We start from the raw sequence: 24,198 nt of genomic DNA on the forward strand, positions 1-24,198 counted from the left end.
CCCGCCGAGATCGCCGGCCAACGTGTCTGGGGGCATACCCCCAGACACGTTGCCATCCCATCAAACAACCATCATGAAAGAGCCAGACTCTCCCTCTGAATGGTAACAATCAGGGGAGCACGTCACCTTGGCTGAACCATTTGCTCCTATTATTGTAATTTCAGGCTCCCATTCATCGGCAAGATCAGGCGGACTAACAGAATCCAGATCGAGACGGATGAACGATCTGAGGATCGACTGAAACGTTTCGGTGTCACGCGCCCAATGGATAACACCGTCGAAATCTTCGGTCAGCTGATGAGTGAGTTGGAGAGATGAGCGAAGGTTTGCGCCGACCGGACTTTCGACTTGCACAATCGCGATCTTGTTACCGCCGACCCATCGCACGATGTCGGCAGGCATCTCATGCGAATAGTTGCGCCTGCCATCCCAAACTGCCGCCCGAATAGTCTTGCCGCCCGGCGTCGTGATCCGAAAGATCCATGGGGTATCCTCTTGCTCGACCCCTTGCGTGGCGTAAAATTTAGGCGGTGGCGGGCGGTCGAGAATTGCCGCCTTATGCTCAAGAATCCGACGATGTTGCATATCGGTCAGGCGGTCGAGCTGCTTACCTTCTGGATCGAACTGCCGGATATGTTTTGAATATGAGACCGGCGCGGTGCCGGCGTCATACACGTCTGAATTTGGAAACGCGAACAGCAGCAACTGGCCTGTGAAACTACGCAGAAGCCGCATCACGATGTCCCACGCGATGTCTTCATGAACTATCGGAACAATGTGGAGCGCAGCTCCCGGCGCTTCCATCGCCAGCCGCTCGATGACAGCGATGCCGACCGCGCTGGACGTTTCTCCGTCACCAAGGCAGAAGCCGACATGAAGAGTTCGCGGCCCAACGATTGCCCTGAATGCCCGCAAAATGATCCGGGTCGAATCCTGAATGGTGTGATCGCCTGTCAGTTCGCGGATACGCGCACCATTGATCGCAGCGACGGAGGGGAGCACGTGAAGGTCGATCGTACCCCTGTAGCTATCGGTATCCGGCCAAGTCTCCCGTTCCTGCCTCTTTCGCTTTGCTTCGCCCACTCCTCAATCCTCCAATCTAGCTGAATGCTGCGATCACAGTCTCAATGGGGAGGAACAGCGTTCGGCTGTCTTCGGGATATTCGATGAACTCAGCGGAGCGGAGGTAAAACCGCCTAGCGGCATCGTCTTTCGCATGGACCAGCACGGCGCCAATGCCGATGCTCTGGGAAGCGATTGCGATCCGGCGCAACGCTTCCGACAGAATATCGGCTCCGAGTCCCTTTCCCGCATAGTCGCGATCGACGGCCAAACGCCCGATTACCGAGACCGGAATTGTATCGGGCGCATTGCGACGAATCCTGCCAGGAGCAGATACACGCTCGACCGCGCCCGCGGAAATGCAGAAATAAGCGACCACCCGATATTGATCGCAAACGACATAAGTGCGCGAGAACCGGCTTTCGTTTTTCAGAGCCCGATTACGTAGCCAGTCATTCAACGCTGGTTCGTCGCAATCGAATTCCGACAAATCGTGTGCAGCGGTTAGTGGAACTGGAGCGAAAAGACCAGCGTCAGGACGCTCCGTTGCGCCCCCTAATTTTGCCATGCCGGCACTCGGCGCAGCAGAGATCGCAGCTTCTGTCCCGGTGCGGGAGGATTGTCGAGCGCATGCATGAAGGCATCGTAGCGCTCGGAATCCAGTACGAATAATCGCTGGTCGAGAAGGACATCGATTGCTTGTTTCCGGGCACTTTCGACCATGAACTCTGTGCGCGTCTTCCCCAATACCGCTGCTGCATTGTCTATGATCTGGCGAGTGTTGGCTTCGATCCGCAGGTTGATACTCCCCTTCGTATCGGCAGCCGAGGACCGCTCGACTACCATTGTAGCCGTCCGATCAGAGCTTTCAGAAGAGGATGTGGGAGCCTTCGACATGCCAAACAATATGCTCTTGCGTATCCACAATGTCAATACAAATAGTTGGTATGGCCCTTGCGCTGTGGGTGTGTAATCAGCTTGCCTAAAGTAGCTCGTCCAACTTATCTCAAACTAGCAGTAGACCGCTCAGCGATCTCGAAAGCGCCGAATGAACGCCAGCTAATCCACATTTGAGGCTTCAAAGACGGCTATTCGAAGTGTCCAACCATCCACCCCAATTTTCCTACATCCCCGCCGGCTGCTACCTTCTCACCGGCTCTTTGTATCGTGAAAACCATCATGTCCGCGCGGTTCTATGGACATAACGGCGCGCCGGGGATGCACTTTGTCAACTAAACCCCGGCGTGACGCTGCGACTCGGGGTCTGGACCGCGCTCAGTCGCGGGCGGCGAGGAAGGCGCGCATGCCGAAGCGGGCCTGGTCGGGGCGGTGCGCGAACGGGCGGCCGACCGGGCAGGCCAGCCGGGCCTGGCAGCCCTGGTCCATGCAGGTCTGGCCCGCCGGACTGCGCAGCCAGCCGGCGCAGGCGGCGACATCGTAGCCGGCCTGGCCGAAGGCGCTGACCGGGCAGGCGGTGAGGCAGGGCTGGTCGGCGCAGCTGGCGCAAGGCGAGGGGGCTTGCGCGGCCGGGGGCCAGTCGATCGGCTCGGCAAAGGCCAGCGCGCCGCGATAGCTGTGCCACAACCCGTAGTCGGGGTGGATCAGCAGCCCGAGCGGGGAGGGGGCCAGCGGCTCGGCCCGCTGGGCCCAGCGCTGGAACGGCCAGTAGGGCGGCCCGCCGAACGGGTACAGCGCCTGCGCGCCAAGGTGCCGGGCAAGCTCGCCCAGGCAGCGCTCGCTCCAGCGGTCAAGCGGATCGGGGCGGCCGTCGCCGGCTTCGGGGGAGCGGGCAAAGCTGTCCCAGCCGGTGCGGCCGATCAGGCCGACCAGCACGATCTGGTGCATGCCCGCCAGCAGCCCGGTCTGCTCCTCCGGTTCGAGGCGGAGCGCCCCGCGCAGCGCCAGTCCGGCCTGTTCGACTGCTTGCCGGATCCCGTCCCGGTTCACGCTTGGCTGCGCCGTGTTCATCCGCCTGTCATTGCAGCGCGCCGGAACTTTGCAATGCAAGATGTGCCCGCCGGAAGCGGGTAGGGCCGAAATTAGCGCTGGATTCTGCCGCGCAACCCGGCTAAGGGCGCGCGGCCTGCGGGATCTCCTCGCGGGCAAATCCACATGGGAAGCACCATAACCCGGTGCCGTTTAGCGGGGTCTCCGCGCGGTTCCAGCTTCCCAGAGGTGCAACCGGAAAGGAATTACCTATGGCGGCTCCTGTCGTCACCATGCAGCAATTGATCGAGGCCGGCGCTCACTTCGGCCACCAGACCCACCGCTGGAACCCGCGGATGAAGCCGTACATCTTCGGCGCCCGCAACGGCATCCACATCCTTGACCTGTCGCAGACCGTGCCGCTGTTCGCGCGCGCTCTCGAATTCATCGACGCCACTGTCCGCGCGGGCGGCAAGGTGCTGTTCGTCGGCACCAAGCGCCAGGCGCAGGAACCGGTGGCCCAGGCCGCCCGTCAGTGCGGCCAGCACTTCGTCAACCACCGCTGGCTGGGCGGCATGCTGACCAACTGGAAGACCATCAGCCAGTCGATCAAGCGCCTCAAGAGCCTGGAAGAACGCCTGTCGGGCGACACTGCGGGCCTGACCAAGAAGGAAGTGCTTCAGCTGACCCGCGAACGCGACAAGCTGGAACTGTCGCTGGGCGGCATCCGCGACATGGGCGGCATTCCCGACGTGATGTTCGTGATCGACGCCAACAAGGAAGAGCTGGCGATCAAGGAAGCCAACGTGCTGGGTATCCCGGTTGTCGCGATCCTCGATTCGAACGTCTCGCCCGATGGCATCGCCTTCCCGGTTCCGGCCAACGACGATGCCAGCCGCGCGCTGCGCCTCTATTGCGAAGCGGTTGCCGCTGCCGCGACCAAGGGCCGTCAGGAAGCCGTGGTCGATTCGGGTGCCGATATCGGCGCGCAGGAAGTGGCCCCGGTTGAAGAAGCCGTGGTCGAAGCTCCGGTTGCCGAAGAAGCTGCTCCTGCTGCTGAAGAAACCGCGACCGAAGCCTGAGGGCCGGTCACAAACCTGTAGCGTGCCGGGGCCAGTGGCCCTGGCCGCCAGTTCATTTCTAGAAGGACAAGTCACATGGCTTATACTGCCACTGACGTGAAGAACCTGCGCGAGCGCACCGGCGCCGGCATGATGGATTGCAAGAAGGCGCTCGACGAAACCGGCGGCGATTTCGAAGCCGCGGTTGACGCGCTGCGCGCCAAGGGCCTGGCTGCCGTGGCCAAGAAGAGCAGCCGTACGGCCGCTGAAGGCCTGGTTGGCGTGGCCGTTGCCGGCACCAAGGGCGTTGCCGTCGAAGTCAATTCGGAAACCGATTTCGTCGCCAAGAACGACCAGTTCCAGGACTTCGTGCGCAAGACCACCGAAGTCGCGCTGGGCGCCGCTGCGGACGATGTCGAAGCGCTCAAGGCTGCGGCCTATCCGGGCGGCGGCACCGTTGCCGACACGCTGACCAACAACGTCGCCACGATCGGCGAAAACCAGCAGGTTCGCCGGATGAAGACCGTTGCGGTTTCGAGCGGGCTGGTCGTGCCCTACATGCACAACGCCGCCGCGCCGATGCTCGGCAAGATCGGCGTGCTGGTCGCGCTGGAATCGGATGCCGGTGCCGACGTGCTCGAGCCGCTGGGCAAGCAGATCGCGATGCACATCGCCGCTGCCTTCCCGATGGCGCTTTCGGCCGATGACCTCGATCCCGAAGTGCTTGAGCGTGAACGCAAGATCGCGCTGGAAAAGGCCACCGAGGAAGCCGCCAAGACCGGCAAGGAAATCCCCGCCGATATCCTCGCCAAGCGCGCTGATGGTGCCGCCGCCAAGTTCGCCAAGGACAACGCGCTGCTCAGCCAGATCTTCGTGATGGACAACAAGACCCCGGTCGCCCAGGTGGTCGAGCAGGCCGGCAAGGCCGCCGGCACCAAGATCGTGCTGAAGGACTATGTCCGCTTCCAGCTCGGCGAAGGCATCGAAAAGGCCGAAAGCGACTTCGCCGCCGAAGTCGCCGCTGCTGCGGGCTTGAACTAAGTCCGGCCGCAAGGCAGGCGCAGAACGGGCGTGGACCGCAGGGTCCGCGCCCTTTTCGCATGAATTATCCGTGCAGTTCTTGGCTTTGACCCACCTTGGGTATAAGGCCGCTCAAACCTTCCGAAAGTGAAGCGCAAACGCATGTCGAAGCCCGCCTACAAACGCATCCTCCTCAAGCTCTCCGGCGAAGTGCTGATGGGCAACCAGCAGTTCGGGATCGATCCGGAATTCGTTGCCGAACTGGCCAGGGAAGTGAAGGCGGCCAAGGATACCGGGCTGGAGCTGTGCCTGGTGATCGGCGGCGGCAATATCTTTCGCGGCATGGCCGGCGCGGCCAAGGGGATGGACCGCGCCCAGGCCGATTACATGGGCATGCTGGCCACGGTGATGAACGCACTGGCGATGCAGAACGCGCTGGAGCAGTTGGGGGTCCACACCCGGGTGCAGAGCGCGGTCGAGATGGACAAGGTCTGCGAACCCGTCATCCGCCGCCGCGCCGAACGTCACCTTGAAAAGGGCCGGGTGGTGATCTTCGCCGCCGGGGTGGGTGCGCCCTATTTCACTACCGACAGCGGGGCCGCGCTGCGGGCTGCCGAAATGCAGTGCGACGCGCTGCTCAAGGGCACATCGGTCGATGGGGTCTATGACAGCGATCCCAAGCACAACCCCAACGCCAAGCGTTACGATAGCGTCGATTACGACACGGTGCTGGCGCAAAACCTGAAAGTGATGGATGCCAGCGCCGTGGCGCTGTGCCGTGACAACAACATCCCGATCGTCGTCTTCTCGATCCGCGAGAAGGGCAACCTAGCCCGCGTGCTCGCCGGGGCGGGGACACAGACCGTTGTTAAGAAGGAACTGTAATCATGGCCAAATATGACAAGGCCGACCTTGAGCGCCGGATGAAGGGCGCGGTGGAATCGCTGCGGCATGATCTGGGCGGCCTGCGCACCGGCCGCGCCAACACCACGTTGCTCGATCCGATCACGGTCGAAGTCTATGGCAGCCACATGCCGCTGAACCAGGTGGCCACGGTCAGCGCGCCCGAACCGCGCCTGCTTTCGGTGCAGGTCTGGGACAAGTCGAACATCGGCCCGGTTGAAAAGGCGATCCGTTCGGCCGGGCTGGGGCTCAACCCGATCAACGATGGCAACAACCTGCGCCTGCCGATCCCCGACCTGACCGAGGAACGCCGCAAGGAATTGGCCAAGCTGGCGCATTCCTACGCCGAAAAGGCCCGTGTCGCGATCCGCAACGTCCGCCGCGACGGAATGGATGCGCTCAAGACCGATGAAAACAAGAAGGAAATCGGCGAGGACGAGCGCAAGCGCGGTGAAGCCGAAGTGCAAAAGCTGACCGACGAGATGATCAAGGAAGCCGACGGCGTGGCGGCGCAGAAGGAACAGGAAATCCTCGGCAAGTGATCCTTCGGCAAGCTCTGGACGAGCGGGTCATGCGCCATGTCTAAGGCCCGTCACGTCGCCATCATCATGGATGGCAACGGGCGCTGGGCCAAGAAGCGCCACCTGCCGCGGGCCGTGGGGCACCAGCGCGGGGTTGAGGCCGTACGCGAGGTGGTGCGCGCGGCACGGCGCATGGGGCTTGAAGCGCTGACGCTCTACGCCTTCAGCACCGAAAACTGGCGCCGTCCCGAAGAGGAAGTTTCGGCGCTGATGGGGCTGCTCAAGCGCTATATCATTGCCGATCTCGAAGAATTCATCGCCAACAATGTGCGCCTGAAGATCATCGGCAATTACAAATCCTTGTCGGCCGATATTGTCGATCTGCTGGAAGATGCGCTGGCCAAGACCGCGCACAATGACGGCACGACGCTGGTGGTCGCGCTCAATTATGGTTCGCAGGATGAAATTGCCCGCGCCGCCGCGCAGGCTGCAGCCAAAGGCGAAGTGACGATCGAGAGCATCGGGGCCGAACTCGATACCGCCGGCCTGCCGCCGCTCGACCTGCTGATCCGCACTTCGGGCGAAGTGCGGCTGTCGAACTTCCTGCTGTGGCAGGCGGCCTATGCCGAGATGCTCTTCGTCGAAACGCTATGGCCCGATTTCACCCCGGCGCACCTCGAAGCCGCGCTGGCTGAATTTGCCGGGAGGGAACGACGCTATGGCGGACGCTGAGGCACAGCCGAAGAAGAGCGACCTCAAGGTGCGCGTCGCCTCGGCGCTGGTCATGCTGGGCGTGGCGGGCACGGCACTTTGGCTGGGAGGCTGGTTCTGGGCCCTGTTCGTCGGCGCAGTGGCGCTGGGCGTGGTCTGGGAGTGGTGGAACCTGGTGCGCGGCTTCGTGCCCGGGCTGGTCGGACTGGTCCTGTGGATGCTGGGCGGGCTGGTCTATGTCGGGCTGGCGGCGTTGATGTTCGTGGTGCTGCGCGAGGATCCGGCGACCGGCTGGCCGATGTTGCTGCTGGTGCTGCTGGGCGTGATCGGCACCGATGTTGGCGCTTATTTTGCCGGGCGGACTTTGGGTGGGCCCAAGATCGCTCCCGCGATCAGTCCGTCGAAGACCTGGTCAGGGCTGGGCGGGGGCATGTTGGGGGCCGGGCTGATGATCTATCTGGCCTTGATCCTGAACCAGTACCTGGTCCGCAGCTATCTGCTGACCGCGCACGGCGCTAGCGATCTTGCCGCAGATCAGATCGTTGCGCCCAAATTGCTCGGCTGCCTGCTGGCCGGCGCTGTGCTGGCGGTAATCGCGCAGAGCGGCGATTTCTTTGAAAGCTGGATGAAGCGCCGCGCCGGGGTCAAGGATTCCAGCCAGCTGATCCCTGGCCACGGCGGCCTGTTTGACCGCGCTGACGGCATGCTGGCGGTGATGTTCGCGATCGGCCTGCTGTCGGTCCATTCGTTCGTGTTCAGCCAGTGACCACGCGTTCGATTTCGATCCTCGGGGCAACCGGTTCGATCGGCGCTTCGACGCTCGACCTGATCCGGCGTGAGCCGGGCAAGTGGCGGGTTGTGGCGCTGACCGCCAATTGCCAGGCTGCGGAACTGGCCCGCCTGGCGCGCGAATTTTCGGCCGAAGTGGCGGTGGTGGCGGACGAAAGCTGCCTGCCGGAACTGCGCGAGGCGCTGGCCGGTTCGCGAATTGCGGCGGCTGGCGGGGCCGGGGCACTGGTCGAAGCGGCAGCGCGTCCTGCGGACATTACCATCGCGGCGATCGTAGGCTGTGCCGGACTGGCGCCCACCATGGCCGCGATCGAGCAGGGCGGCACTGTTGCGCTGGCCAACAAGGAAGCGCTAGTTTCGGCCGGTGACGTCATGATCGAGGCCGTGCGGCGTCACGGCACCACGCTCTTGCCGGTCGATAGCGAACACAATGCGATCTTCCAGTGCCTGGCCGGAAACGATCCGGCGCATGTCCGCTCGATCACGCTGACTGCCAGCGGCGGCCCGTTTCGCGACTGGAGCGCGGAACAATTGGCCGCCGCAACGCCGGCGCAGGCGATCAGGCACCCCAACTGGGACATGGGCGCCAAGATCAGCGTTGATAGCGCGACCATGTTCAACAAGGGCCTCGAACTGATCGAGGCGCACCACCTGTTCCCGGTCGGGCTCGATAAGCTGCGGATCGTGGTCCATCCGCAATCGGTGGTCCATTCGATGGTCGAATACCGCGATGGATCGACGCTGGCGCAGCTTGGCCCGTCGGACATGCGGGTGCCGATCGCCTCATGCCTGGCCTGGCCGGCGCGGATGGATACGCCGTGCGATCCGCTTGACCTTGCCGCACTGGGCGAACTGACCTTCCGTGCGCCGGACGAACAACGCTTTCCCGCCACCCGCCTGTGCCGCCAAGCTGCCGAGGCGGGCGGGGCGGCTCCGGCGGTGCTCAATGCTGCCAACGAAGTGGCGGTCGCAGCATTTCTTGCCGGACAGATTCCGTTCAGCCGGATTGCGGTAATGGTCGAAGCAACGATGACGCGCTATACGCCCCCGGCCCCAACCTCGCTTGCCGAGGTGTTCGGTGTGGATACCGAAGCGCGGGCGCATGCGCGTGAATTGCTGGAGCTTGCCTGACTTGGCCCATTCCCCTTCGATCTGGTTGACGATTGTCGCTTTCCTCCTGCTGCTCGGTCCGCTGATCGTGATCCACGAGCTGGGCCATTACCTGGCCGGGCGCTGGTGCGGCGTGCGGGCAGAGACGTTCTCGGTCGGGTTCGGCAAGGAGCTGTGGCACCGGATCGACAAGCGCGGCACCCGCTGGCGGATCGCGGCTTTCCCGCTGGGCGGCTATGTGCAGTTTGCCGGTGATGCTGATCCCTCGAGCAGGCCCGACGCGAGCCTGGCCGATCGCCCGGCTGACGAGCTGAAAGGCACCATGCCCGGTGCGCCGCTGTGGCAGCGGGCGTTTATCGTGCTGGCCGGGCCGCTGGCCAACCTGCTGACCGCCGTGCTGATCTTTGCCGGTTTCGCGATGGCCTATGGCGTGCCCTCGATTCCGCCGGTGGTGGGCGATTTTGCCGAGCAATCGGCCGCCAAGGCCGCCGGGATCCAGCTTGGCGACCGGATCGAGCGTATCGATGGCGCCGATATCGAAGACTTCACCCAAATCGCGCAGCGCGTCGCGCTCTATCCGGGGCAGACCGTGGTGGTCTCGCTCGATCGCGCCGGGCGCAAGATCGAAATTCCGGTCAAGCTGGCACTGGATGTGCGCAAGGACGAATTCGGCAATGAGATCCGGCGCGGGCTGCTGGGCATCGCGGCTGGTTCGCGGCCCGAATTCACCCCGGTTGACCCGCTCAGAGCATTGGGTTTCGGGGTAATTTCCAGCGTGGATCAGGTCCGCATGATGGCGATCGGGCTGAAGCAGATCGTCGTCGGCGAACGCTCGGTCCGCGAGATGGGCGGGCTGCCCAAAGTGGCCAAATTCTCGGGCGAAATGCTGTCGCTGGGCTGGCTGGAGTTCACCGGCTTCGCCGCGCTGATCTCAATTAATTTGGCATTCATCAACCTGCTGCCAATCCCCACGCTCGACGGTGGGCACCTGGCGATCTATGCCGCGGAAGCAGTCCGCCGCAAGCCGCTGGGCATCCGCAGTCAGGAACTGGCGTTCCGTCTGGGCATGGCCTTCGTGCTGGCCTTTGCGGTCTTCGTCACCTTGAACGACCTGGCACAGATGTTTCTGTGATCGGAAACGGGCCAAAAGGACTGATAACTGCGGATGGTTGCAGCGACTCTGCTTGATCGGATTGTGCGCTTCGGGCAGAGGGCAGCGACATCTATTCTGGCTGCGGGTGTGTCCCGGGCAGCTTCACTTTGACGGGAACGACCGTGCCGATGAATTCCAGCCTTTCCGATCATAGCCAGAACGCTCCTGCGGGGCTGCGCCTTGCCATTGCCCTGCTGGGCAGCTCGGTGCTGGCCGGTGTGCCGCAGACGGCGCTGGCCCAGGCCGGTGCTCAGCCGGCGCCGGTTGCTCCGGTGGCGGCTCCGGCTCCGGCGGCCGATGTGATCCAGTCGATCACCGTCAATGGCGCCCAGCGGCTTGAGCCTGATACGATCCGTTCGTACATCAAGATGCGGATCGGCCAGCCCTATAGCCAGGCCGCAGCCGACCAGGTGCTGAAGGACCTGTTCGCGACCGAGCTGTTTTCGGACGTCAAGGTTTCGAACAACGCCGGGGCGGTGGTGATTGAGGTCAAGGAAAACCCGGTGATCAACCGGATCATCCTTGAAGGCAACAAGCGGATCAAGAACGACAAGATCCTGCCTGAAATCAAGCTGGCCCCGCGCCAGATCTTCACCCGCTCCAAGGTCCGCGCCGACGTTTCGCGGATCATCGAATTGTACAAGCGCCAGGGCCGCTTCGCCGCGTCGGTCGAACCCAAGATGGTGTTGCTTGACCAGAACCGCATCGATATCGTCTTCGAAATCAACGAAGGCCCCAAGTCGAAGGTGCGGATGATCAACGTCATCGGCAACGAGGCTTTTTCGGACAATGAGCTGAAAGGCGAAATGTTCACCAAGGAGGCCCGCTTCTCGCGGCTGTTCTCTTCGGGCACGACTTATGACCCTGATCGGATGGCCTTTGACCAGCAGAAGCTGCGCCAGTTCTATCTGACCAAGGGCTATGCCGATTTCCGCGTGGTTTCGGCGGTTGCCGAACTGACCCCGGACAAGAAGGACTTTATCCTGACCTACGTGGTCGAGGAAGGTCCGCGTTACAAGTTCGGTGACGTCAAGGTCGAAAGCCAGCTGCGCGATTTCGATGGTGAACGCCTGGCCAGCCAGCTGCCGATGAAGAAGGGCGACTGGTACAACGCCAAGCTGGTCGAGGATACGATCGAGCGGCTCAACGAAACGCTGGGTGCGTTCGGCTATGCCTTCGCCGACGTGCGCCCCGACTATGCCCGCAACAAGGACGAGCTGACCATGGGTCTGACGTTCGAGATTGCCGAGGCCCCGCGCGTCTATGTCGAGCGGATCGACGTTAACGGCAATACGCTGACCCAGGACAAGGTGGTTCGGCGCGAATTCCGCCTGGCCGAAGGCGACGCGTTCAACTCGCTGCAGGTCAAGCGCTCGACCGCGCGCATCAATTCGCTGGGCTATTTCCAGGAAAAGTTCGAGGTTGAGCAGAAGGGCGGCTCCGCGCCCGACCGGATCGTGCTTGAAGCCAATGTCGAGGAAAAGCCCACCGGGCAGCTTCAGCTTTCGGCTGGCTATTCCAGCCTTGAAAAGCTGATCTTCCAGGGATCGGTCGAGCAGCGCAACTTCCGCGGTCGCGGCCAGACGATCGGGCTTAATCTGGCCTATTCGCAGTATTCGAAGCAGATCGACGTCAGCTTCACCGAACCCTACCTGTTTGACCGCAACGTCTCGACCGCGGTCAACATCTATCGCCGCGATCTGAATAGCTTCAACTACCTCAATTCGAACCGCAACACGATCTACAAGCAGACCACCACCGGTCTGCAGATCCGGGCCGGGGTGCCGCTGACTGAATATGTTTCGTTCGTCGGCAGCTACACGCTGAACTTCGATGACGTGACGGTTGATCCCTCGCTCTACTATTCGACCCGCCAGAACCCGCCGCTGTCGGAATGCGACCCGCTGATTGCCGGGCGCTATCTGTGCGACGCGCTGGGCAAGCGGACCAGCTCGATCCTGGGCATGACGCTGATCTACGATTCGCTCGACAACCGCATGCGTCCCTCGCGCGGGCGTTCGGCATCGATCACCGGCGAATTCGCCGGGCTGGGCGGTTCGGTCAAATATGCCCGCGTGCGCGGCAACGCGGCGCAATATTTCCCGGTTGGCGGCGGCTTCATCTTCTCGGTCAAGGCCGAGGGCGGCGCGATCTTCCCGCTCAACGATCTGGGCAATGCGGCCAACGGGGTGGATGATGTCCGCCTGACCGACCGCTTCTATCTGGGCGAACCGCAGATGCGCGGCTTCGACATTCGCGGCCTTGGTCCGCGCGTGATCCGCAAGCCGTTCGACACGGTCAACAACGTCTTCATCGAAGACCGCGACCAGTGGAGCGATGACGCGATCGGCGGACACTATTACTACCTGGCCCATGCCGAGCTTGAAATTCCGCTGGGTTCGGGCGCCAAGGAAATGGGGCTGCGGCCGTCGATCTTCCTCGATGCCGGTGCGGTCTGGGGGATTACCTCACCCAATCCGCTGCCGCTGACCTTCCCCTATACCCAGGTTTGCAATGGCGTGACCACCACCGGCTATGCCACCAGCCAGGCCGGTGTGCCGACGCTGCCGGCAACCTGCACCGGCACCGGCGATACCGTTGTAGGCGGTACGCCGTTCCGCGAATTCTTCCTGGGCAACTCGGCCAAGCCGCGCGTTGCCGTGGGCATCGGCGTGAACTGGAATTCGCCGTTCGGGCCCTTCCGCATCGACTTTGCCAAGACCCTGCTCAAGGTTGATGGCGATGACACCAAGTCCTTCACATTCAACGTAGGAACCCAATTCTGATGACCAAGATTCTCTCCACCGTGGCAGGCCTGGCCATGGCTCTGGCGCTGTCGGCCGCTCCGGCTCAGGCGCAGGCCGCGAAGAAGCCCGCCACTGCACCCGCGCCGGCTGCCGCCAATGCCGCACCGCGCGCCACTCTGCTGCCGGGCGTCGGCACCGCCGATCTCGACGGCGCGGTTGCCAACTCCAACGCCTACCGTGCGGCTGCCCAGCAGCGTTCGAGCGTTTACAAGCCGACCTATGATGCGGCCCAGGCGCGCGCCAAGCAGTATGACACCCAGATCAAGCCGTTGCTTGACCAGCTGAATGCCGACATCGCGGCCAAGAAGCCCGATGCCCAGCTTCAGCAGCAGGCTGTTGCGATCCAGAAGCTGCAGAACCAGGGCGAAGCCGAAATCAAGCAGATGCTTGCCCCGATCCAGCAGTCGGAAGACTATGTGATCGAACAGATCACCGACAAGCTGCCGCAGGCCGTGCAGAACGCCCTGAGCAAGCGTGGGATCACCCTGCTGCTGACCCCGGGCTCGGTGCTGGTTGCCGCGCCGCAGTATGATATCACTGGCGCGATCGTGGCCGAACTCAACGTGCTGGTTCCTTCGGTCCAGATCACCCCGCCGGCTGGCTGGCAGCCGCGCCGGGTGCGCGAACAGCAGGCCGCGCAGCAACAGCAGGCCGCCGGCGCCCAGCCGCGTCCGGCTGGCACTCCGGCTCCGGCCCCGGCCAAGCCGGCTGGTCCGCAGCCCGAAGGCCGCTAAGCCAGGGCAAGGGGCAGGCGATGAGCGAAGCAGCAGCGGCCGGATCTTCGGCCTATGACATTCCGAAGATCCTGGCCGCGCTGCCGCATCGCTATCCGATGCTGCTGGTCGATCGGGTGATCGAAGTCGGTGAGGAAGCGATTACCGCAGTCAAGGCGGTCAGCTTCAACGAAGGCTTCTTTCAGGGACACTTCCCGGGCCGCCCGATCATGCCGGGCGTGTTGCAGATCGAAGCCCTGGCCCAGGCTGCGGGCATCCTAGCGATCGAAAGCCTGGGCCTGGCCGGAACCGGCAAGCTGGTCTATTTCATGGCGATCGAGGAAGCCAAGTTCCGCGCCCCTGTGGAACCGGGCGTGCTGTTGCAGCTTGAAGCCGGCTTTGTGCAGAAGCGTTCGCGGGTCTGCAAATTCTGGGGCAAGGCTTCGGTTGATGGCAAGGTGACCTGTGAAGTGCAGTTCACTGCGATGATAGCTGATAGCTGAGTTGGGAGCTGCGGTACTCGCATCCGCCGAAACACTGGACAAATCGAAATTGCGCGGCTAAGCGCGCCGCTTCTGTTTCCAGGCCGGTCGGAACCGGCCGCTAGCGAAAGACGATCCGATGAAGGCCGATATCCATCCCGACTATCACATGATCAAGGTGCAGATGACCGATGGCACCGTGTTCGAAACCCGCTCCACCTGGGGCAAGGAAGGCGACACGCTGGCACTGGAAATCGATCCCACTTCGCACCCGGCATGGACCGGCGGGACCCGTCAGCTTGACCAGGGTGGCCGCGTGGCGCAGTTCAACAAGCGCTTCGGTGGGCTTACGCTCAAGGCGAACTGAGCCTTCCGGCTCGGCAAAGAAAAAGGGCGGCCTTGCGGGGCCGCCCTTTTCGTATCCACTTGTGCCGAAGTTTTATTCGCAGGCAATCTCGCGCGCTTCGGCATCGCTGATCGGGCGCAGGAATTCGACCCCGCCCATGCCATCGCGGGCCCAGCGCACCACCGCCTGGATCGACCAATCGCTGGTCAGCTGCACAGTCACGAACATGCCGGTTCGCAGCCAGGTGGCATCGCAGACAAGGCTGCAGCCGAACACCGAAACGTCGCGAACGCGGGCGCGAATACGTTCTCCGCTTGATGAGCGGATGGTTGCCACAGCTTCAGCGATCCTGCGCGAAACACGGCGTGTGTTGGGCCGCGCCGATGCGGCTTCCAGCTTGTCAATCTTGGCCTTTGCAACCACCAGTCGGTCCCCCAGCAACGTAGTTGTCCGTAAGGCTAAGTGCAGAGGGTTAATTTTTTCTCCTCAATCCGCACGCAGTTTGCCTGGCGGACAGTTTTCGCTTCCCTTCCACCCCGCCATGTGCAAAAGGCGCGCCCCTGCAATGCCCGTTGCGACAACTTGCGGGCCATGGCGATCGTAGCTCAGTTGGTTAGAGCGCCGGTTTGTGGTACCGGAGGTCGTGGGTTCGAACCCCATCGATCGCCCCATTTTCTGACTGTGGACTGACAGCGCACAGCAAGTTTGTTGCTGGGCGCTTGCCCGCCGGGGGCAGGCGTGGCAGAGGGGCCGCGACCGCGCTTGCGGTTCAATGAGTCCACGAAAGCGTCCATGCACGGCTTCGCCAATCCCGCCCGTTTCCTGCGCCTGGCGCGCATGTTGACCATGCCTTTGCTGGCCATCGGCATAGCGATGATCGCGCTGTCGCTGGCCTGGGGGCTGTTTGGCGCCCCGCCTGAGAAGCTGCAGGGCGATTCGGTGCGGATCCTGTTTGTCCATGTCCCTGCCGCCTGGCTGGGGATGGGGGGATGGAGCGCAATCGCGGTTGCCAGCCTGGTCGAACTGGTCTGGCGCCACCCGCTGGCCGGGATCGGTGCGCGGGCGATCGCCTTGCCGGGGGCATTCTTTGCGCTGCTGTGCCTGGTTACCGGTTCGCTCTGGGGCCGCCCGGCCTGGGGAACCTGGTGGGTCTGGGATGGGCGGCTGACCAGCATGCTGGTGCTGTTCTTCCTCTATTGCGCCTACATGGCACTGGCTGATGCCGCGAGCCGTGATGGGCAGGCCAATTCACGCATTCCGTCGATCTTCGGGCTGGTTGGGGCGGTCAACATCCCGATCATCCATTATTCGGTGCTGTGGTGGAACAGCCTGCACCAGCCGCCCAGCATCACCATGGGCAAGTCCGAAATGGCGCCCGAATTCCTGTGGGGGCTGCTGGCCGCGACCGTCGGTTTCTCGCTGCTGTTCGGGGCCGTGGTGCTGATGCGGATGCGCACCATCCTGGCCGACCAGCAGGCCGAGGCGCGGCTGCGCCGCCGGGCGATGGAGGGCGACGATGTCTGAAGGCCTCAACCACTGGACCTTCGTGATCGCGGCCTATGCGCTGGGCGTGGCGGGAACCGCCGCGCTGGTCGCGCAAAGCTGGATTGCCATGCGCCGCGCCGAAGTGCGCCGCGAACGGAGCCGTGAACGATGAATTCGCCGATCAAGGCCAAGCACCAACGCCTGGTCCTCGTCCTGGTGGCGCTGGCCGCGCTGATCGGGGCCGGACTGCTGGCCGCCTGGGCGCTGCGCAGCCAGGCCAGCTACTTTTACCTGCCCGCCGAAATGGCGGCGAACCCGCCCGAAGTGGGCCGCGCGGTGCGTCTGGGCGGGATGGTCGAAGCCGGATCGATCAAGCGCGACACGGATGGCGTCACGATCCGTTTCGTGATCACCGATGGCAAGGCGCGGGTGCCGGTGCGCTTCAAGGGGATCGTGCCCGACCTGTTCAAGGAGAATTCGGGCGCGGTGGCCGAAGGCAAACGCGGTGCCGATGGTGTCTTTGTGGCCGATAACCTGCTTGCCAAGCATGACGAGAAATACGTGCCGCGCGAAATGAAGGACATGACCGCCGGACAGGCGCGTCAGACGGTGGAAGAAACCAAGTGATCGCAACCCTGGGCCTGGCTGCGCTGTGGCTGGCCGCCGCGCTGGCAGCTTTGCAATTGCTGGGCGGTTTCCTGGCTCTGCGCAGCCCCGAAAATCCGCTCGCCATGGCTGTCAGGCCAATTGCGGTGGTGCAGGGCGGGCTGGTGGCCGTGGCGATGATCTGCCTGGTGGTGGTGTTCTGCCAGACCGACCTTTCGGTGCTGCTGGTGGCGATGAATTCGCACTCCGCCAAGCCGCTGCTTTACAAGTTCGCCGGGGCCTGGGGGAACCACGAAGGCTCGATGCTGCTGTGGGTGACGATCATGGCCATGGCTGGCGGTTTCGTCGCGCTGGTCGAACGACGCCTGCCCGAACCGACGATCCTGGCGACCCTGGCCGCGCAGGCCTTCGTCAGTCTGGGCTTCTATGCTTTCCTGCTGTTCGCCTCGAACCCGTTTACCCGCCTCGATCCGGTGCCGGTGGAAGGGCAGGGGCTTAACCCGCTGCTGCAGGACCCGGGCCTGGCGTTCCATCCGCCCACGCTCTACATCGGCTATGTCGGGCTCTCGATCGCGTTCAGTTTCGCCGTCGGCGCGCTGCTGACCCGCGCGGTTTCACCCACTTTTGCCCGCGCCATGCGGCCGTGGGTGCTGGGGGCCTGGATCTTCCTGACGCTGGGGATCACCTTCGGTTCTTACTGGGCTTACTATGAGCTGGGCTGGGGCGGCTGGTGGTTCTGGGATCCGGTTGAAAATGCCAGCCTGATGCCCTGGCTGGCGGCCACCGCCTTGCTCCATTCGGTCTCGGTACTGGCCGCGCGCAATGCGCTTCGTGCCTGGACGGTGATGCTGGGCGTGGTGGCCTTTTCGATGTCGATGGTCGGCACTTTTCTGGTCCGTTCGGGAATCCTGATATCGGTCCATGCCTTTGCGGTCGATCCCACCCGCGGACAGTTCATCCTGGCGCTGCTGGCGATCAATATCGGCGCGGCGCTGACGATCTTTGCCCTGCGCGCTGCGACCGTGACCGAAGGTGAACGCTTTGCCCTGACCAGCCGCGAAGGCGCGCTGGTGTTCAACAATGTCATGCTCACTGGTGCGCTGGGGATCGTGCTGATCGGCACGCTCTATCCGCTCGTGGCCGAAACCATGGGAGCACAGGTTTCGGTCGGTCCGCCCTATTTCAACCCGGCCACGGCAATCTTCGTGCTGCCGATGTTGGTGGTGCTGGCGATCGGCCCGCTGCTGCGCTGGCGGCGCGACAGCATGGGGCGGATCGGCAAACTGCTGTTGGCCCCGCTGGCGCTGGGCGTTGTTGCACTGGGCCTGTTCGCGCTGCAGCCGATCCACCTGCTGCCCTTGCTGGGGCTGGGCCTGGCGGCGGCCCTGGTGGTTGCAACGCTGATCCCGCTGTGGGGCCGTAACCTGCGCACGCTCAAGCTGCCGACCTGGGGGATGGTGATGGCGCACTTCGGCGTTGCCCTGGCGCTGGCGGGCATGGCTAGCGACAGTGCCTTTACCAGCGAAAAGCTGGTCGCGGCCAATGTGGGCGACAAGGTGGAACTGGGGCCCTGGTCGATCACGTTCGATCGGGTCGAGCCGGTACCCGGACCCAACTGGACCGCGCTCGAAGCAACGCTGCATGCCAGCTATGCCGGGGGAGAGCCGATCGAGCTCAAACCGCAGGCGCGCGCCTTCTGGTCGCCGCCGCAGCCGACCACGGAAAGCGCCCTGGCGACCCGCTGGAACGGGCAGCTCTACACCGTGCTGGGCGAACAGGCCGAGGATGGGCGCTGGCAGTTGCGGCTGTGGTGGAAACCCTTCGTTACGCTGATCTGGCTGGGCGGCATGCTGGTGGCACTGGGCGGGTTTCTGGCGCTGCTGGGCCGCGTGGCGAGCGACCTGCGCCGCTTGGTCGCAATCGACAAGATCGCCTATCGCCGCACGAGGCAGGGCCGATGACCGCTGCTACCCCCCAGGCTACTGCGCGGTGGCACTTGTGGCTGCCTTTGGTGCTGTTTGGGGCCTTTGTGGTGCTGTTGCTCTATGGCTTGCTGCGCCCGGCCGACCGCGACATCAAAAGCGCCATGATCGGCAAGCCGCTGCCGCAGTTCGCGCTGCGCCCGGCCGCAGAGGGCCTGCCGGGGCTAAGCTTTGCCGACATGGCCGACGGCAAACCCAAGCTGCTCAATATCTTTGCCAGCTGGTGCGTTCCCTGCGCCGCCGAGGCCCCGCAACTGGCGCAATTGCGCGCCAGCGGGGTTGAAGTGGTCGGCGTTGCGATCCGCGACAAGCCCGATGATCTCAAGCGGTTCCTGACCCGCAACGGCAATCCCTACAGCCGGATCGGGGCCGACGATGCCAGTGCGATCCAATTCGAAATCGGCTCGTCAGGGGTGCCGGAAAGCTTCGTGATCGATGGCAAGGGGATCATCCGTTACCAGCACATCGGCGATATCCGCGCCGATCAGGTTGCCACGATCGTGACCAAGGTGCGGGAGGCCGGCCAATGAAGCGCGCCCTGCTGATCCTGGCATTGGTCGCCGCCCCGGCTCTGGCCGACGATTCGATGCCGGCCGCGCCTTATGCCTATGTCCAGCTGGAGAACCCGGCGCAGGAGGCCAAGGCCAAGGCGCTGATGGAAACAATCCGCTGCCTGCAGTGTCAGGGCCAGTCGATCGCCGATTCCGACGCCCAGATCGCCGGTGATCTGCGCAGTCAGGTGCGGATCCGAATCAAGAACGGTGAGGATCCCGAAGCGATCCGGTCCTGGCTGGTCGATCGGTATGGCGACTATGTAAGCTTTGCACCGCGCGTCAACAGCCTGACCTGGCCGCTGTTTGCCGCGCCGCTTGCATTGATTGGTCTGGCCTTTGTGCTGCTGCGGCGGCGCTTCGCCAAGGGAGGCGCATGATGGGCTGGTGGCTTGCAATTGGACTGGCCGCAATCGCCTTTGCGGTGCTTGTGCTGGTCTTCAAGGCCCCGCGCAAAGGCTGGGAGGCGATCGTCGCGGCACTGATCTTCGGTCTGGCCGGCTTTGCGATCCAGGCTCGTCCCGCGCAGCCGGGCGCCCCCAAGGCCAGTGCGCAAGAGGTTTCAACATCGGGTCAGGCATTGATCAAGGCCCGGCAGGAACTGTCACAAGGCGGGCCGATTTCCGGCAACCGCCTGCTGGTCACTGCCGAGGCGCTGGCCCGCAACGGTAGTTTTGGCGATGCTGCGGTGCTGGCGCTGGGCGCCGCCGAACAAGACCCCAAGAGCGTCGATGCCTGGCTGTCGGTAGCGAACTTTCTGGTCGCCCATGCCGAGGGCAATCTGACGCCGGCGGCACAATATGCCTTTACCCGCGCCCTCCAGGCAGATCCTCAGCATCCGGGCCCGCCGTTCTTCATGGGGCTGGCGCTGGCCCAGAATGGCAAGCTGGATGAAGGCCGGGCGATGTGGGCCGATCTGCTGGCCAAAAGCCCTGAGAACGCCCCGTGGCGCAAAGAACTTGAGGCGCGGCTGGCCGAGCTTGACCAGTTTATCGCCAAGCAGTCTCAAACCGGGCAATAACCACAGGCTGCGCTGGACCACCCCTGCGCTTGGTGCTAGGCGCGGCGGCTGATTTCCCGCCTGTTCATCAGGTTCGCAGGGGTACTGAGTCGCATGAACGAAGCCATTGCTTCCGGCGCCGGCGCACACAACGACGCCGCGGCCATTGCCGAAGACCAGCATATCGAAGGTAACCACGGCCACCACAACAGTGGTGGATTAATCGCGCTTTCGGTTGGGGCGATCGGCGTGGTGTTCGGCGATATCGGCACCAGTCCGCTCTATGCGTTCCGCGAAACCTTTGCCTCGCACCACGGCGCGCCCGGGATTCAGGTCGATCCGGTCCATATCTTCGGCGTCCTCAGCCTGGTGTTCTGGTCGATGATGATCGTGGTGACGTTCAAATATGTGCTCACCATCATGAAGGCTGACAACAAGGGTGAAGGCGGCAGTCTGGCACTGCTGGCGCTGATCAACCGCAAGACCGAAGGCGCCAGCTGGACTGCACCGATCGTTCTGCTGGGGGTGTTCGCGACTGCGCTGTTCTATGGCGATTCGATGATTACTCCGGCCATGTCGGTGCTTTCGGCCACCGAAGGCCTGACCTACGTCAGCCCGGTGTTCGACGATTTCATCGTACCGATTGCGTTGATGATCCTGGTCGGACTGTTTGCGATCCAGTCGCGCGGTACCGAAAAGGTTGGCAAGCTGTTTGGCCCGATCATGATCGTCTATTTCCTGACCCTGGCCGGACTGGGCATGCTGCATATCGTCAAGATGCCCAGCGTAATCTTCCAGATGCTGAACCCGGTCAATGCGGTCAACTTCTTCCTGACCGACGGTTTCCGCGCCTTTGTGGCGATGGGCAGCGTGGTACTGGCGGTAACCGGTGCAGAAGCGCTTTATGCCGATATGGGCCACTTTGGGCGCAAGCCGATTGGGATCAGCTGGCTCAGCTTCGTGCTGCCCTGCCTGCTGCTCAACTATATGGGCCAAGGGGCCATGGTGATGAGCGTCCCGCCCGAACAGGCGGTGGAACTGATCAAGGATCCGTTCTTCCTGATGGTGCCGGACATGATCCGCATTCCCGTGGTGATCCTGGCCGTGCTGGCCACGATCATCGCCAGCCAGGCGGTTATTTCGGGGGCCTTCTCGCTGACCCAGATGGCGGTCCAGCTGGGTTTTGTCCCGCGCGTCAGCATCAAGCACACCAGCGCTGCGGCGGCAGGGCAGATCTATATCCCGGTGGTCAACTGGGCGCTGATGATCGCTGTCATCCTGCTGGTGCTGTTCTTCCGTTCGTCAACCAACCTGGCGGCGGCTTATGGCATCGCAGTGACCGGCGCGGTGACGATCGACACGATCCTGCTGACCGTCGTGCTGTTCAGCCTGTGGAAGTGGCCCGCCTGGAAGGCCATTCCGCTGGTCGCGCTGTTCTTCCTGGTTGACCTGACCTACCTGGGCGCAAACCTGATCAAGGTGCCGCAGGGCGGGTGGGTGCCGCTGGCGATTGGTCTGGGGATTTTCACCATGCTGACCACTTGGTCGCGCGGCCGTGCCCTGATGCGACAGTCGATGGCCGAAAGCACGATCCCGATGGAAGTCTTCGCCAAGAGCGCACATTCCAGCGCGACCCGGGTGCCGGGCACCGCGATTTTCATGGCCAGCACCAATTCGGGTGTACCTTCGGCGCTGCTGCACAACATCAAGCACAACAAGGTGCTGCACGAACGGGTGGTGATCCTGACCGTGGCGATCCAGGATATGCCCTATGTTGACGATACCAAGCGTTGCTCGATCAAGGACCTGGGGCAGGGGTTCTATCGCATGAACCTGCGCTATGGCTTTCTTGAAGAGACTGACGTCCCCGCCGCGCTCAAGCGGCAGGACATGTGCGGCGGCCCGTTCGAGATGATGAAGACCAGCTTCTTCCTTTCGCGCCAGACGTTGCTCGCCTCGGCCAAGCCGGGCATGGCGATCTGGCGGGAAAAGCTGTTCGCCTGGATGCTGCGCAACGCCGCCAGCGCGATGGAATTCTTCCGTCTGCCGACCAACCGGGTCGTTGAGCTGGGCAGTCAGGTAGAGATCTAATCCTGGCTCCGCTTGCCGCGGTTGCGTTCGGCGAACCAGGGGATCATCCGGCGGATCGCCTCCTCGACCAGCGGAGTGGAAACCGCAAAGCTGAAGCGTACGAAGCGGTTGCCGTGAACCGGATCGAAATCGATCCCCGGTGCCGTGGCGACGCCCGTCGCTTCCAGCAACTGCTTGCAGAACTCCATGCTGTCATCGGTGTAGTCCGATACGTCGGCATAGACATAGAACGCGCCATCGGGCGGAGCGATCCGCGCCAGTCCCAGATCGGGCAGGGCGCCCAGCAGCAACTGCCGGTTGCGGGCATAGGTGGCGACGTTGGCTTCCAGTTCCTCGGTGCAGTCCATGGCTACCAGCCCGGCGTGCTGGGCCAGACTGGGCGGGGTCAGGAACAGGTTACCCATCCGTGCCCGTGCCGCGTCGATCCCGCTTTTGGGAACCAGCAGCCAGCCCAGCCGCCAGCCGGCCATCGAGAAATATTTGGAGAAGCTGTTGACCACCAGCGCCTGCGGCTCAACCTCAAGGATCGAGGGCGTGGGCATGTCATAGGCGATGCCGTGGTAGATCTCGTCCGAGATGATGGTGATGCCGCGATCCCGGCAAACCTGGGCTATCGCGGCCAGTTCCTCACGCGGGATCACGGTGCCGGTGGGATTGGCGGGGCTGGCCAGGATCACGCCCTTGGGCGCGGGTTCGAGCGCGGCCAGCGCGGCTGCGCTGAGCTGGTAACGCTCGGCTTCGGCGCATTCGATCTCGACCGGCACCATGTGCAGCGCCTTGATGTTGTTGCGATAGGCAACATAGCCGGGACGGGCCATGGCCACGCGGTCACCCGGGGCGAAGCTCATGCTCAGCGCCATGACCAGCGCGGGTGATGCCCCGGCGGTGAGGATGATCTGCGCCGGAGAGACTTCGACACCGTACTTTTCGGCATAGTGGCGGCAGATCCGCGCCTTCAGAGGCTGGCTTTCCCAGTAACCCATCGGATCCGCATCGAGCACGCGGTGCGCCTCGGCAATCGCGGCACTGGGTGCGCCGGTGCTGGGCTGGCCGAATTCCATGTGGATCACGTCGCGGCCCTGCTCCTGCAGTTGCCGGGCGAGGGCGGAAATCGAAATGGCGTGGAAGGGATCGATCTGGGCGGTCATGGCCGGCTGGTTAGCCGCAGCGGCCGCAAAAGAAAAGCGCGGCGCCCCGGGGATGGAGCGCCGCGCCTCTCGGTGGACTGTTGGTTGGTTTAGCCCAGGTTCGCGCCAACCATGCAATAGAGCATCGGCAGCGAAAGCAGCACGTTGGTACGGCTGGCGATCAGCGCACGCGGTGCGGCGGCGGCCTTTTCATCGGCGCTGGCCTCGACCAGGCCCAGGATCTTCTTCTGCGCGGGCCAGATGATGAACCACACGTTGAAGGCCATGATCAGCGCCAGCCACATGCCCAGGCCGATCATGTTCTCAGCTGCGGTTGCTCCGCCAAAGGTGAGCGCGCGGTGACCATAGCCGGCCAGGAAAGCGATCAGCAGGCCGGTCAGCACGGTCAGCAGCGCACCATAGCGGAAGAAGAACAGCACCTTGGGGGCGATGTAGCCAGTGACGCCGCCCTTCAGCTCGGCCGGGATCGCCGGCATGGTCGGTACCTGGACGAAGTTCAGGTAATAGAGCAGCCCGATCCAGACGATGCCGAAGAAGATGTGCAGCCAGCGCAGCACCGAACTGGCGTTGACCGGCAGCGCGCCTTCCGAGGCGCCGGCATAGTGGAACATCACCGCCAGCGCGAGCACGAGGCCCGCCAGCAGCACCAGGTGCAGATTTCCGAAAAACTTGGCCATTGCTTCCCCCTTGATGTTTTGGAGATGAATTATCTGTCAGCGCCGCCAGTCCGG

27 protein-coding genes and 1 tRNA gene are annotated in these 24,198 nt (G+C 63.4%); 21 read left to right on the top strand and 7 right to left on the bottom strand.

The window, feature by feature from the left end; all coding sequences use genetic code 11:
* Positions 1–60: 60 nt before the first annotated feature.
* The 4 genes from IT549_RS11140 to IT549_RS11155 form a co-directional block, all read right to left on the bottom strand.
* On the bottom strand, positions 61–1,083 hold the full coding sequence (locus IT549_RS11140) for a hypothetical protein (RefSeq protein WP_292973147.1): 1,023 nt from the start codon (positions 1,081–1,083) through the stop codon (positions 61–63).
* Positions 1,084–1,099: 16 nt separating this feature from the next.
* Positions 1,100–1,552, bottom strand: coding sequence for a GNAT family N-acetyltransferase (locus IT549_RS11145; RefSeq protein WP_292973149.1), 453 nt, complete (start codon positions 1,550–1,552; stop codon positions 1,100–1,102).
* Positions 1,553–1,617: 65 nt separating this feature from the next.
* A complete protein-coding gene (locus IT549_RS11150) occupies positions 1,618–1,959 on the bottom strand; it encodes a DUF1778 domain-containing protein (protein WP_292973151.1) in 342 nt (113 codons plus the stop codon).
* Between the two features lie 378 nt (positions 1,960–2,337).
* A complete protein-coding gene (locus IT549_RS11155; protein WP_292973153.1) occupies positions 2,338–3,030 on the bottom strand; it encodes a hypothetical protein in 693 nt (230 codons plus the stop codon).
* Positions 3,031–3,260: 230 nt separating this feature from the next.
* On the opposite strand from IT549_RS11155, the gene rpsB reads away from it, so the two are divergent.
* The 12 genes from rpsB (at position 3,261) to rpmE (ending at position 14,625) form a co-directional block, all read left to right on the top strand.
* Positions 3,261–4,070 (top strand): 30S ribosomal protein S2, encoded by an 810-nt coding sequence (rpsB, locus tag IT549_RS11160; RefSeq protein WP_292973154.1) that lies wholly within the window; start codon positions 3,261–3,263, stop codon positions 4,068–4,070.
* Positions 4,071–4,145: 75 nt separating this feature from the next.
* Positions 4,146–5,090 carry a translation elongation factor Ts gene (gene tsf / locus IT549_RS11165; protein ID WP_292973156.1) on the top strand — a complete coding sequence of 315 codons (945 nt, stop codon included), beginning with the start codon at positions 4,146–4,148 and terminating at the stop codon, positions 5,088–5,090.
* A gap of 141 nt (positions 5,091–5,231) precedes the next feature.
* Positions 5,232–5,954 carry a UMP kinase gene (pyrH, locus tag IT549_RS11170; protein ID WP_292973158.1) on the top strand — a complete coding sequence of 241 codons (723 nt, stop codon included), beginning with the start codon at positions 5,232–5,234 and terminating at the stop codon, positions 5,952–5,954.
* A 2-nt stretch (positions 5,955–5,956) separates the two neighbouring features.
* Positions 5,957–6,514, top strand: coding sequence for a ribosome recycling factor (frr, locus tag IT549_RS11175; protein ID WP_292973160.1), 558 nt, complete (start codon positions 5,957–5,959; stop codon positions 6,512–6,514).
* Positions 6,515–6,550: 36 nt separating this feature from the next.
* Positions 6,551–7,225 (top strand): polyprenyl diphosphate synthase, encoded by a 675-nt coding sequence (gene uppS / locus IT549_RS11180; protein ID WP_292973162.1) that lies wholly within the window; start codon positions 6,551–6,553, stop codon positions 7,223–7,225.
* Positions 7,212–7,970: a phosphatidate cytidylyltransferase gene (locus tag IT549_RS11185; protein ID WP_292973164.1), complete on the top strand. Its 759-nt coding sequence runs from the start codon at positions 7,212–7,214 to the stop codon at positions 7,968–7,970. The genes uppS and IT549_RS11185 overlap by 14 nt, the downstream gene beginning before the upstream one ends.
* Positions 7,967–9,124 carry a 1-deoxy-D-xylulose-5-phosphate reductoisomerase gene (locus tag IT549_RS11190; RefSeq protein ID WP_292973166.1) on the top strand — a complete coding sequence of 386 codons (1,158 nt, stop codon included), beginning with the start codon at positions 7,967–7,969 and terminating at the stop codon, positions 9,122–9,124. The genes IT549_RS11185 and IT549_RS11190 overlap by 4 nt, the downstream gene beginning before the upstream one ends.
* 25 nt (positions 9,125–9,149) lie before the next feature.
* Positions 9,150–10,235: a M50 family metallopeptidase gene (locus IT549_RS11195; RefSeq protein WP_292973168.1), complete on the top strand. Its 1,086-nt coding sequence runs from the start codon at positions 9,150–9,152 to the stop codon at positions 10,233–10,235.
* Positions 10,236–10,384: 149 nt separating this feature from the next.
* Positions 10,385–13,042 carry an outer membrane protein assembly factor BamA gene (gene bamA, locus IT549_RS11200; RefSeq protein ID WP_292973170.1) on the top strand — a complete coding sequence of 886 codons (2,658 nt, stop codon included), beginning with the start codon at positions 10,385–10,387 and terminating at the stop codon, positions 13,040–13,042.
* Positions 13,042–13,797 carry an OmpH family outer membrane protein gene (locus tag IT549_RS11205; RefSeq protein ID WP_292973172.1) on the top strand — a complete coding sequence of 252 codons (756 nt, stop codon included), beginning with the start codon at positions 13,042–13,044 and terminating at the stop codon, positions 13,795–13,797. The genes bamA and IT549_RS11205 overlap by 1 nt, the downstream gene beginning before the upstream one ends.
* A gap of 20 nt (positions 13,798–13,817) precedes the next feature.
* On the top strand, positions 13,818–14,279 hold the full coding sequence (gene fabZ, locus IT549_RS11210) for a 3-hydroxyacyl-ACP dehydratase FabZ (RefSeq protein WP_292973174.1): 462 nt from the start codon (positions 13,818–13,820) through the stop codon (positions 14,277–14,279).
* A gap of 118 nt (positions 14,280–14,397) precedes the next feature.
* On the top strand, positions 14,398–14,625 hold the full coding sequence (gene rpmE / locus IT549_RS11215) for a 50S ribosomal protein L31 (protein ID WP_292973176.1): 228 nt from the start codon (positions 14,398–14,400) through the stop codon (positions 14,623–14,625).
* A gap of 72 nt (positions 14,626–14,697) precedes the next feature.
* Here rpmE and IT549_RS11220 read toward each other — a convergent pair whose 3' ends face one another.
* A complete protein-coding gene (locus tag IT549_RS11220) occupies positions 14,698–15,027 on the bottom strand; it encodes a PilZ domain-containing protein (RefSeq protein WP_292973178.1) in 330 nt (109 codons plus the stop codon).
* A gap of 171 nt (positions 15,028–15,198) precedes the next feature.
* Here IT549_RS11220 and IT549_RS11225 point away from each other — a divergent pair.
* The 9 genes from IT549_RS11225 (at position 15,199) to IT549_RS11265 (ending at position 22,319) form a co-directional block, all read left to right on the top strand.
* Positions 15,199–15,275 (top strand) — tRNA-His (locus tag IT549_RS11225).
* Positions 15,276–15,396: 121 nt separating this feature from the next.
* Positions 15,397–16,128 (top strand): heme ABC transporter permease CcmC, encoded by a 732-nt coding sequence (ccmC, locus tag IT549_RS11230; RefSeq protein WP_292973180.1) that lies wholly within the window; start codon positions 15,397–15,399, stop codon positions 16,126–16,128.
* On the top strand, positions 16,121–16,261 hold the full coding sequence (locus IT549_RS11235) for a hypothetical protein (protein ID WP_292973182.1): 141 nt from the start codon (positions 16,121–16,123) through the stop codon (positions 16,259–16,261). The genes ccmC and IT549_RS11235 overlap by 8 nt, the downstream gene beginning before the upstream one ends.
* Positions 16,258–16,716 carry a cytochrome c maturation protein CcmE gene (ccmE, locus tag IT549_RS11240; protein WP_292973184.1) on the top strand — a complete coding sequence of 153 codons (459 nt, stop codon included), beginning with the start codon at positions 16,258–16,260 and terminating at the stop codon, positions 16,714–16,716. Before IT549_RS11235 ends, ccmE begins: the two co-directional genes overlap by 4 nt.
* Positions 16,713–18,656 carry a heme lyase CcmF/NrfE family subunit gene (locus IT549_RS11245; RefSeq protein WP_292973186.1) on the top strand — a complete coding sequence of 648 codons (1,944 nt, stop codon included), beginning with the start codon at positions 16,713–16,715 and terminating at the stop codon, positions 18,654–18,656. The genes ccmE and IT549_RS11245 overlap by 4 nt, the downstream gene beginning before the upstream one ends.
* Entirely contained in the window at positions 18,653–19,207 is a 555-nt protein-coding gene (locus IT549_RS11250) for a DsbE family thiol:disulfide interchange protein (protein ID WP_292973188.1), read from the top strand. The genes IT549_RS11245 and IT549_RS11250 overlap by 4 nt, the downstream gene beginning before the upstream one ends.
* Entirely contained in the window at positions 19,204–19,608 is a 405-nt protein-coding gene (locus IT549_RS11255) for a cytochrome c-type biogenesis protein (protein ID WP_292973190.1), read from the top strand. Before IT549_RS11250 ends, IT549_RS11255 begins: the two co-directional genes overlap by 4 nt.
* On the top strand, positions 19,608–20,249 hold the full coding sequence (locus IT549_RS11260; RefSeq protein ID WP_292973192.1) for a tetratricopeptide repeat protein: 642 nt from the start codon (positions 19,608–19,610) through the stop codon (positions 20,247–20,249). Before IT549_RS11255 ends, IT549_RS11260 begins: the two co-directional genes overlap by 1 nt.
* A 93-nt stretch (positions 20,250–20,342) precedes the next feature.
* Positions 20,343–22,319, top strand: a complete 1,977-nt coding sequence (locus tag IT549_RS11265) for a potassium transporter Kup (protein ID WP_292973194.1) — start codon at positions 20,343–20,345, stop codon at positions 22,317–22,319.
* On the opposite strand, the gene IT549_RS11270 is transcribed toward IT549_RS11265, so the two are convergent.
* Both IT549_RS11270 and IT549_RS11275 read right to left on the bottom strand, forming a co-directional pair.
* The gene (locus IT549_RS11270) at positions 22,316–23,467 is read right to left on the bottom strand and encodes an aminotransferase class I/II-fold pyridoxal phosphate-dependent enzyme (RefSeq protein WP_292973196.1); all 1,152 of its coding nucleotides are present in this window, start codon (positions 23,465–23,467) and stop codon (positions 22,316–22,318) included. The genes IT549_RS11265 and IT549_RS11270 overlap by 4 nt on opposite strands.
* A gap of 89 nt (positions 23,468–23,556) precedes the next feature.
* Positions 23,557–24,144, bottom strand: a complete 588-nt coding sequence (locus IT549_RS11275; protein ID WP_292973198.1) for a urate hydroxylase PuuD — start codon at positions 24,142–24,144, stop codon at positions 23,557–23,559.
* Between the last annotated feature and the right edge of the window lie 54 nt (positions 24,145–24,198).

It is taken from the genome of Novosphingobium sp., from assembly GCF_020852455.1.
GTDB lineage: Bacteria > Pseudomonadota > Alphaproteobacteria > Sphingomonadales > Sphingomonadaceae > Novosphingobium.